The sequence below is a fragment of the Micromonospora sp. NPDC000316 genome, assembly GCF_042898885.1.
Taxonomy (GTDB): domain Bacteria; phylum Actinomycetota; class Actinomycetes; order Mycobacteriales; family Micromonosporaceae; genus Micromonospora.
Window position 1 is genome coordinate 206916 of record NZ_JBIAZG010000010.1, and the last position, 9348, is coordinate 216263.

General features: G+C 68.5%; 9 protein-coding genes and 1 pseudogene. 5 read left to right on the forward strand and 5 right to left on the reverse strand.

Going from position 1 to position 9348, the window contains the following annotated elements:
• Nucleotides 1-70: 70 nt before the first annotated feature.
• Both ACFY2Q_RS20675 and ACFY2Q_RS20680 read right to left on the reverse strand, forming a co-directional pair.
• Complete coding sequence (locus tag ACFY2Q_RS20675) at nt 71-1069, reverse strand: RNA polymerase subunit sigma-70 (RefSeq protein ID WP_387132502.1); 999 nt, start codon at nt 1067-1069, stop codon at nt 71-73.
• Nucleotides 1070-1204: 135 nt separating this feature from the next.
• Nucleotides 1205-1891 (reverse strand): Type 1 glutamine amidotransferase-like domain-containing protein, encoded by a 687-nt coding sequence (locus ACFY2Q_RS20680; protein ID WP_387132504.1) that lies wholly within the window; start codon nt 1889-1891, stop codon nt 1205-1207.
• Between the two features lie 77 nt (nt 1892-1968).
• Between ACFY2Q_RS20680 and ACFY2Q_RS20685 the strand changes: the two genes are divergently transcribed.
• Together ACFY2Q_RS20685 and ACFY2Q_RS20690 are read left to right on the forward strand one after the other, a co-directional pair.
• Complete coding sequence (locus tag ACFY2Q_RS20685; RefSeq protein WP_387132506.1) at nt 1969-3042, forward strand: glycoside hydrolase family 43 protein; 1074 nt, start codon at nt 1969-1971, stop codon at nt 3040-3042.
• Nucleotides 3043-3122: 80 nt separating this feature from the next.
• Nucleotides 3123-3590 (forward strand): NUDIX domain-containing protein, encoded by a 468-nt coding sequence (locus ACFY2Q_RS20690; RefSeq protein WP_387132507.1) that lies wholly within the window; start codon nt 3123-3125, stop codon nt 3588-3590.
• A gap of 591 nt (nt 3591-4181) precedes the next feature.
• Here ACFY2Q_RS20690 and ACFY2Q_RS20695 read toward each other — a convergent pair.
• A complete protein-coding gene (locus ACFY2Q_RS20695) occupies nt 4182-4937 on the reverse strand; it encodes an NADPH-dependent F420 reductase (protein ID WP_387132509.1) in 756 nt (251 codons plus the stop codon).
• 72 nt (nt 4938-5009) lie between these two features.
• Here ACFY2Q_RS20695 and ACFY2Q_RS20700 point away from each other — a divergent pair, with 72 nt between their 5' ends.
• The 3 genes and pseudogenes from ACFY2Q_RS20700 to ACFY2Q_RS20710 all read left to right on the forward strand — a co-directional run bounded on the left by ACFY2Q_RS20700 (nt 5010) and on the right by ACFY2Q_RS20710 (nt 6676).
• Nucleotides 5010-5624, forward strand: a complete 615-nt coding sequence (locus ACFY2Q_RS20700; RefSeq protein WP_387132510.1) for a TetR/AcrR family transcriptional regulator — start codon at nt 5010-5012, stop codon at nt 5622-5624.
• Between the two features lie 235 nt (nt 5625-5859).
• Nucleotides 5860-6000, forward strand: a pseudogene (locus tag ACFY2Q_RS20705) (transposase family protein); the annotation flags it as partial.
• A 163-nt stretch (nt 6001-6163) separates the two neighbouring features.
• Nucleotides 6164-6676 carry a tetratricopeptide repeat protein gene (locus tag ACFY2Q_RS20710; RefSeq protein ID WP_209273232.1) on the forward strand — a complete coding sequence of 171 codons (513 nt, stop codon included), beginning with the start codon at nt 6164-6166 and terminating at the stop codon, nt 6674-6676.
• A gap of 308 nt (nt 6677-6984) precedes the next feature.
• Here ACFY2Q_RS20710 and ACFY2Q_RS20715 read toward each other — a convergent pair whose 3' ends face one another.
• Together ACFY2Q_RS20715 and ACFY2Q_RS20720 are read right to left on the reverse strand one after the other, a co-directional pair.
• Nucleotides 6985-8136, reverse strand: coding sequence for an epoxide hydrolase family protein (locus ACFY2Q_RS20715; RefSeq protein WP_387132513.1), 1152 nt, complete (start codon nt 8134-8136; stop codon nt 6985-6987).
• 268 nt (nt 8137-8404) lie between these two features.
• The gene (locus ACFY2Q_RS20720; RefSeq protein WP_387132514.1) at nt 8405-9142 is read right to left on the reverse strand and encodes an SMI1/KNR4 family protein; all 738 of its coding nucleotides are present in this window, start codon (nt 9140-9142) and stop codon (nt 8405-8407) included.
• Between the last annotated feature and the right edge of the window lie 206 nt (nt 9143-9348).

Below are 9348 nucleotides of genomic sequence, written 5' to 3' on the forward strand. Positions count from 1 at the left end.
AGCCTCAGCAGTATGCCTGAGCTGTGGACCGGGACGCGTGCGGCACCGATCGTGCCGCACGCGCACCGGGCTACTCCGTGCCGTCCGCCGGCAGGCGCTCCGGCAGCCCGAGCCGCGGGAACTGGTCGTCGTGGAAGGTGGTGATCTCGGTGATCGCCCCGCCGGTGACGCGCAGGACGTCGATCGCCAGCGGCAGGTACGCGCCCTCGGGCTCCCGCCGGTGATAGAAGGCGACGGCGGGCTGCCGGTTCACGGAGGTGGGGACGCCGCGCAGACCCGTCATGCTGTCGAAGCCGCCCTCGATCCAACTGTCCACGACAGCGTCCCGCCCGACGCACACGCCCGGCGTGGGCGGCATCGACGACCGGACGTCGTCGCGCAGCATCGCGGCGAGCGCCGGGACGTCAGTGGCCACGCTGGCCTCGGTGTAGCGGCGGACAAGCTCGCGCGTAGTGGTGTCTTCCTCGCCGCCGGTCCAGTCCTGCCGCTCGGCGGGCAGGTGCTCCCGCATACCGGCGCGGGCCCGCTGCAACGCGCTGTTCACCGAGTTGACGGAGTCCCCGAGCAGCTCTCCGACGTCCTTGGCCGGCCAGCCGAGCACGTCGCGCAGGATCAGCACGGCCCGGGGGCGCGGCGCGAGGTGTTGGACGGCGACCAGGTACGCCAGCTCGATCGTCTCCCGCGCGACGGCGACGGCTTCCGGCTCGTCCGCGTCGCCCGCTGGCAGCTCGTCGAGCAGCCGGTCCGGGTAGGGCTGCAACCACAGCACCTCGCCGCCGGTCGCGGGCTTCGGGCGGCGCTTGGCGAGCAGGTCCAGGCAGGCGTTTGTGGCGATCCGGTACAGCCAGGCCCGGAACGTCGACCGCCCCTCGAAGGTCTCCCGCCGCCGCCAGGCACGCAGGAACGTCTCCTGCACGGTGTCCTCGGCGTCCTCGAAGGACCCGAGCATCCGGTAGCAGTGCACGTGCAGCTCCCGCCGGTGCCGATTCGCCATCCCCGTGAACGCCGGCTCGTCGACCTCGCCCAGATCACTCACGCCCAGTTCCGTCAGCCGTGTGTCCGCACTCATCACGTCATCCTTCCGCCTCGTCGTGTCCTGTCGTAGGTGTGACGGGGGCGGGCGCGACAACTCATCACCGCGTCCGCTCGGGGGAGCGAGCGGACGCGGTGACGGGTGGTTGCCTGATGGCAGGCGTTCATCCCCTCAGGGGTTGATCAGTCTCCACTCGCCTTCGGAGACGACGTCCACTGCGCCGTCGACCACCTTGATCGCGGTGTCATCGTCGATGGCGTACGTCGGGACCGGGATTCCGGACGCCCACTTCTGGATGTTGGGCAGCGTGGTGTCCTCCATGTCCGGATGATCGAGGTGGGGGTACAGCGTGAAGTTCACCAGCCCCAGCGCCCGGTCGGCGTCCTGCGCCATGCCGCTGCCGTCCGGGACGAATCCGAGGTTGAATTCGGCGTCGCAGTTGTAGGGGGTGACCGCGATGCTCCCGCCGCTGACCCCCACATAGACCGTGTCACCGAGCGAGGGCAGGAGGGCGGCCAGGCCCGACTGGCGCAGCCAGTGGGTCAGGTACAGCACGTCGCCGCCCCAGACGAGGAGGGCATCGGCCTCCCGGACCGCCGGGACCCAGTTCTCTTCTCGAATGGTCGGCAGCGCGGTGAGCTCCAACACCCCCAGGGATTTCCAACCCAGCTGACACAGCGGGATGGAGGCGTGGCCGTGAATCGCCTTCCACGCCTTCTCAGATCCACCAGGGAAGGGGTAGACAGCGGTGGGGATGAACAGGGCCGTGGACTCGGCGATCGGCTTGCCCAGCAGGTCGACGAGCGCGTCGGAGATGCTCGGGTTACTGATGCCCCCCGACGTGAGAAGAAACTTCATAAAGATTCGCCCTCCCGAAGCTAATCTACAGAGGTCTATGCTGACTGCCAGCTCATGCCGAGGACAGGATCCCGATCGTGAACGTCGGTAACCGAACCCTCCCGCGAATCCTCTCCGCCCTGCTGGCCGCCGTGCTCGCCACCGGCCTGTCCGCCGCCGGTGCCGGACCGGCGACCGCCGGGCAGACCAGCCTGCGGGCTGCCGACCCGAGCGTGATCCGCGTCGGTGCCACCTACATCTCCGTCCAGTCGCTCAACGGCGGGATCGCCGTGCGGCAGGCGGCCTCCCCGGGCGCGCTTGCCGCCGCACCCGCGCGGCAGGTGTGGACGGACAGCCGCAACCTCGGTGAGGTCTGGGCCCCGGAGATCGTCATCGATGGCGGGCGCTACTACATCTACTTCTCGGCCGGGCGCGGTGCCGCACACCGCATGTACGCGATCCACTCGGCGTCGCCGGCCAGCGGCTACACGGCCGAGCGGCAGCTCGCGCTGCCCGGCGGCAAGTGGGCCATCGACGGCAGCCTGTTCACCTTCAACGGGCAGCGATGGTTTGTCTGGTCGGGCTGGGCCGGCGACACAAACGTCGAACAGAACATCTACCTCAGCCGGATGAGTGACCCGCTCACCCCGACCGGCAACCGGTATGTCATCTCCCAACCACGGGAGAGCTGGGAACGCGTCGTGGGCAACCCGTTCATCAACGAGTCCCCCGAGGCGATCAGGGACCCGAACGGGCAGCTCCACATCGTCTACTCCGCCAACGGCAGTTGGAGTGACCAGTACTGCCTGGCCGACCTGCGCCTGCGCGCCGGCGGCGACCCCACGTACGTGTGGGACTGGTACAAGTCGAACGGCTGCCTGTTCGGCTCGAACCGGGCCACCATGATGGCCGGCTGGGATCCCACACTGCACGTCAACGGCCCCGGTCACCACAGCTTCGTGCTGCTCAACGGCGACATCGCCACGAGCCCACCCGCCGGGCCGAGGTTCCCGCTGATGTTCCACGCCGTACCCAAGGGCACCGCCTACTCGTGGGCGAACCGATACTGGTACACCGGCACGTTCTGCTGGTGGGGCAACACCACCTACCGCCGTGCCAACGTGCCCGGCCCGACGGCCGACACCGGGTTCAGCCTCAAGTTCTTCGAGTGATCCGTCCCGTGCACGTGTCGTCGGCACCCATCTTCGGCGCAGCACTCGGTGGTTCTGGGGGCTGCGGCTACCGTTTCCCGATGGCCATTTCCTCGCACCTCGCCCGGCTACGGACCATGATCGGCAACGAGTTGATCCAGATGCCGTCGGTATCGGTCATCGTCGTCGACGATCACGCACGGCTCCTGCTGGTGCGCCATGCCGAGGACCGGGACGGGTGGGCGGTGCCCGGCGGCGCGGTCGAGATCGGCGAGTCCCCGGCCCAGGCTGCCGTGCGTGAGATCCGCGAGGAGGTCGGAATCCAGATCAGCAAGCCGCGACTGCTAGACGTGCTCGGTGGCGCCGACTACGAGGTGACCTACTCCAACGGCGACCGGGTCGCCTACGTCACCGCCGTCTACCAGGCTGGCGTCGCGGAAGGGACACCCGTCCCCGATCACGAGGAGATCAGTGAGCTGGGCTGGTTCAGCCCGCCGCATCTGCCCGGAGTTGATCTCAACCGGTTCTCCCGGGCGCTGCTGCTGGCCACCGGCCACCTCGCCACGTGACGGCGGTCAACGCCGCTGGCTGGCGTAATGGCGTCGGCTCAGGTGGAACCGCGCGACGAATCCCGCCGAGCATTCCGACTATTTCTGGAATCGTGATTGGCGTGGCGGGCGGTGGCCCGATTCAGGCGTACAACGAGGCGTAATCGTACCTGCGGCCCATCCGAGTCAGTCACACCCGCCAGCCAACCAACCTCAATTAACACGATTCACGAACGGCCTGCCGAGCCCTGAGGTCAGACGACCACAACGAGCGGGCAGGTCGCACTGGCCTGGGTGCACCACCGGCAGCAGGTACACGGTGTGCCGGTCATCCCGATCCCGGGACCACCAGCGTCCGCCACCTGCGTTCCAACGTCGCCGCGGCCGACCTAAGCCTGTCCGACGATGACCTGCGCCGGCTCGATACCCTCCGAGCTGCGTCGTGACCCGCACGCCGTGTCCGGTTACGGATCGTCTTACGGGACGGGTTGGACGGGCTTCATGGTCAACATCGCCAAGCTCCCCGATTCCCGACCCCGCGCCGGTGATGATGATGGCCTGGCCGGTGAAGTCAGCATCACGGCACTCTGCTGCCGCGCGGTGTCCCGCCGCTCATGTGGCGTCCAGCCCGGGCAGGTACCCGCCGGCGGTGCCGCGTACGGGCGATTCGGTGAGTTTTCTGATCTGGTCGGCGGAAACTATGGCGCCGGGGTTGGTGACGTGCCACCGGTAGGCCTCCTCCCGGTCGAGGCCCTTGGGTGCCTCTCCGGCGAAGTAGATCTGGACGTAGACCGGGGTGTTGGGTTCGCTGCGCCAGCTGTCGGCGAGGGTGCCGATGTCCACGGCGTCGTAGCCCAGGGTGTCAAGCAGCGCGGACACCTCCGCCTTGGCGGCGATGTCGTCGCCGGCGATGGGCAGGGCGCTGCGGTCGGGGTCGCCCGCGGGCCGCGCCAGCTTGCCGAGGCTCAGGTAGGTGATGTTGTTGAACGCCTTGACCACGCGCGAGCCGGCCAGGTGCCGTTGCACGAGCTGGCTTGAGGTCAGCTCGTTGGAGTCCAGCTCCGGCATGCGGTCGTCGCGTTGCGGATAGTAGTTCAGCGTGTCGATCACGATCTTGCCGGCCAGTTCCGCCGCGGGGAGCCGACGGTAGGCGTTCAGGGGGATGGTGGCCACCACGAGGTCGCCTGCTCGCGCGGCGTCGGCGGGGGTGCCGGCGCGGGCGTGGTCGCCGAGGTCGGCGACGAGGTCGGCGAGGGTCTCGGGGCCGCGGGAGTTGCTCAGTACGACGTCCAGGCCGGCGGCCACGGCTAGGCGGGCCAGAGTGGAGCCGATCATGCCGGCGCCGATCAGTCCGAGGGTGGGGGTCATGGCTTCCTCCAGTCGACGTTTCCCTACGACTGTAGGTTAACCTACAGTCGTAGGCAATGTAGGCTGGCTCATGTGTCCAGGACGGAAGGCGTCCCCGCCGCGGGCGATCGCCGGGTACGGCGTACCCATGCGGCATTGCGAGGTGCGCTGATCCGCCTGGCCGAGGACCGGGAGTTGTCGCAGATCAGCGTCGCCGACGTCGCCGGGCAGGCGGGCGTGAGCCGCTCGACCTTCTACGACCATTACCGGGACGTGCACGAGCTGGCCGAGGCCGCTTGCACGGGGATGATCGACGAGTTGGTCGACGTGATGACCGCCCTGGGCGGCGACCCGGCGACCGGGGACCCGCTCGGATCGCTGCAGACGTTCTTCGCTGCTCTCGCCGAGCACGCCAGCCTGTATCGCAGCTTGCTGGGACCGCAGGGAAGTGCCCGCGTCATCGACCACATCCGGCGCCGCATGGCGGCCGCCGCGTTGCAGAGGTCGACCGGCAAGAGCACGGCCACGCCCGACGATCCGCACAATGTGCCCGCCGCGTTCGTCGCGGGCGCGATCGTCGGGGTGGCCGCCGACTGGCTGCAGCGCGACTGCGCCCACACGCCGTCGGAGATGGCCAAGCTGACCTGGCCCATTCTCTCCGTGTGTCACTTCGACGCACACCCGTCAGCACCCCGGCCCCGACCGTGACGGTCGCGGGCCGCCGGGCCCGCGACGCTTGTCACGTGAGATCGACGAGCGCTTTACCGACCACGCCGTTCTCCGCGGCGAGGTGCGCCGCCGCAGTCTCGGCCAGGGGGAAGCGCAGCAGCGGCAGCCCGTGCTCCTCGCCCACTCCCATCGCGCCGTCGCGCACCGCCGCGGCGACGTCGTCCGCCGCGGCCGCCAACCGCTCGGCGACCCGGAAGAGGTAGAAGAACTGGAGGTCAACCGGGCACACGCGAAGATCCGCGCCCGCGGTGAGCGCGTAATCGCCACGCTCAAGACCTGGAAGATCCTGATCAAATTGCGCTGCCTTCCACGCCGAGCCACCGCGATCGTGCAGGCCATCCTCGTACTGCACTATTGCGCGCGCTGCGCTCGACCGTCGACGTGGCGGCAAGGAGGCAACCCGTCAAATTCCGATACAAACGCTGCAAATGCTAGGCCGGCCCACAGGTAGGCGCCTGCGGACGAGGCTGCGATAGGGTGAATTGATCTTTAGGCCCGTACGCATGAGGGGTACCGGAGTGACGACCGATGTGACGCCGGAACTGACCGAGGCGATCCAGCGCGGCTACGACCAGCGCGACCGCGCGAACATGGCGCCGACGATCGCCTACTTCCAGGCGTTGCTCGCCGAACACCCTGACCACCCTGTCCTCGTATACGAGGTGGGTGGCGCCTACGACACCGCGGGCCAGGAGCAGACCGCCCGCGGCTACTACGAGCGGGCGCTCGCTCTCGGCCTCGACGGCGACGTCCTGCGCCGGTGTCTGTGCCAGTACGCCAGCACGCTGAAGTGGCTGGGCGAGCTGGACGAGTCGCTGGCGGTGCTCGACCGCGCCCGTAGGGAGTTCCCCGACTCCGACTCCGTGCGCGTCTTCCGCGCCCTGACCCTCAACGACGCCCAGCGGCCAGACGAGGCGGTGGCCGAGTTGCTCACCGTCGTCACCGGGCACGCGGAGGTCACCGACCTCGGGCGGTGGGCGGTCGGGCTGCGCGGCCTCGCCCAGTGGCTCGCCGACGGCCGCCCCGAATAGGAAGCATCTACCCTGCACAAGGCCAGCCCAGGGGGATTGACACGTGGTGACCTTGGCCGGTGGGCGCGACCGCGACCGGCATGCATACGGCAGTGATCGACGGCGGAGCGGCTAGATATCCGCTTCTGCCGCGATCCGCGCGCTGCGAAGTGTGACCACCCAGCAGCCCTCGGAGTGTCCGGACATGCCGAGTTGAGGGCGTTTGACAGGTGCGTTGAACGGGACGGCGTTCACGGGTAGCTTCTCGATCGATGCATGCGGAACCCGGCAGCGGGAGCCGGGCCGGTGTGACCCGGCTCCCTTGCTGATCAGTACGGGCGGAGCGACGTGAAGAACTGCCTCAGTTCGTCGGCGAGCAGGTCCGGTTCCTCCAGCGGCATGAAGTGTCCTCCCCTACCTGGCTCGCTCCAGTGCCGGATGTCGGTGCAGGCGCGTTCGGCGATCTCGCGCGGGAAGTTGGCCTGCGACGGTTCGGTGCTCACCGTGAACGCGGCCGGCACGGTGATGTCAGGTCGTGGACTGTTGTGGTCGAAGTCGAAGTACTGCCGGAACGAGGAGCCGATCGCGCCGCTCGCCCAGTACAGAGTGATGGTCGTGAGCAGGGTATCCCGGTCGAACCGGCTTTCCAGGTCCCCGTGGTTGTCGCTCCAGTCTCGGTACTTGTCGACGAGCCAGGCGGCCAGTCCGGCCGGCGAGTCGACCAGCGCCGCGGCGATGGTGTCCGGCCGGGTGCCCATGATGGCGCCGTAGCCGCCATCGGTTTGGTCGTACGCCGCTTCGGCGTCGAGATACGCCTGCTCGGCGGGCGACAGCGGGTGGGAGTCGAAGCTGGCCGGGAACGGTGGGTGGATCATGTGAATGCCGGCCACCTGCTCGGGGTACAGAGCGCCCAGCCAACCGGTGACCACGCCGCCGACATCGCCACCGAAGGCGCCGTAACGCTGGTAGCCAAGGACGTCGGTCATCAACAGGTGCAGCGTCTGCGCCAGCGCAGCGCGGGTGAGCGGGCCCTTCGGCAGCTCCGAGTACAGGAAGCCGGGCAGCGAGGGAACCACCACATCGAACGCGTCGGCGGGGTCGCCCCCGTGGCGAGCGGGGTTGGTCAGGCGATCGGCCAGCGGCAGCATCTCGACGAAGCTGCTGGGCCAGCCGTGGCTCAGGATCAGCGGCAGTGGTGCGGGTGCGCCTTCCGGACGCGTTCCGGGTACGCGAAGGAAGTGCAGGCGCCGGCCGCCGATCTGGGCCTGGTAATGCGGCAGTGCGTTGAGTTCGGCTTCCCGGGCACGCCAGTCGAACCCGTCGACCCAGTAGGACAGCAGGTGTCGCAGGTAGTCGGGGTCGGTGCCGGCCTGCCACGGCTGGTCGCCGCTGCGGTCGGTGAAGCGGGTACGGGCCAGTCGGGCCCGAAGGTCGTCGAGTACCTCGTCGGATACATCGATACGGAACGGGGAGAAGGTCATTGTTCCTCCGGTTAGGAGGGCGCTCCCCGACGCGAGGTCAGCGGACAGGGATAGCCGGGTGGAGCGCCCAGACGTGACATTGGGTGTTCACCGGGCTCACCTCCCCTCATCGCTGACAGGGGTCACTGTACACATCCTCTTCTGCCGCGAAGCGCGCGCCCGCCGAGCTGGCCTGAGTGCCGTCCGGACGTGCCGACACGAGGGCATCGGCTGCCTCACGGTCGGCGGCGCACTCGTCCGTGAGGACAGCCGTACAGCGGGGCCGTCATCACGGGCATGGACTGCGAGCTTGAACGTTCTGCAGCCATGCCGGACGCACCCCCCAAGAGTCCGACGGCGTGCTGCCCCATTCGCACTCTGGTCCCGCGAGGGGATCGATCTCTAGAGGGGATTTGTCAGGATCAGCCGCGAACAGCTCCAGATCCTCGGCGTAGCGGACGAGCAGCTGCGTCCAGGACGGAGCCAGCACGTCCCACGTGGCGCATTCGACATCGACCCGAACCACCTGTCCGGGCGTTCCCCCCGGTGCCGGATCAAAGTCGAGCAGCCACCGCACGTCGCCATTCATGTCGCCCACGACCACTGCGCCCGGCGAACCGATGATCGGTCGCACCGGTCCGTTCAGCCAGAGATGTTCGCCTTGGTCCACCAGGTATGCCCAGACCTGAGGATCGTCCCATTCCGGCTCCGGGTGATAGTTGTCGCGCCACATCCGGGTCATCTCGATGATCTCGTTGGTGTCGTAGAGGTAATCCAGCGGCACCGGGCTGGGCTGGAGCTGACCCGAGTCGTACCTCCACTTGGTTCCGTTGTGGATGCGGAGGCTGGCGCGGAAATCCTGCGGCAGTGGCACGGCCAACGCGGCCTCCACCGCATCGATCGCCTGTACCGGGGCCGGGGCCTTGAGCTGCCGTAGGGATGCCGGCAGGACGCGACTCAGGCCAGCCTCGATCCGCCTCCACGCCTCGGTAACGCCCTTGTCGACGCCGGCTCCAGTGTCTGTCACGACGCAGACTCTAGACATCGCCACCGCAGGCGCACCTGCCTCATCTGCCGCGATCCGCGCGCTGCGAAGTGTGACCACCCAGCAGCCCTCGGAGTGTCCGGACATGCCGAGGAGCGGTCATGTGCTCAGTCCTCGTCCCGCCAGAGGCGGAAAACGGCTGGTCCGCCCGCCGTGTCGTAGAGTGCCCGTACACGGCGGCAGCCCAA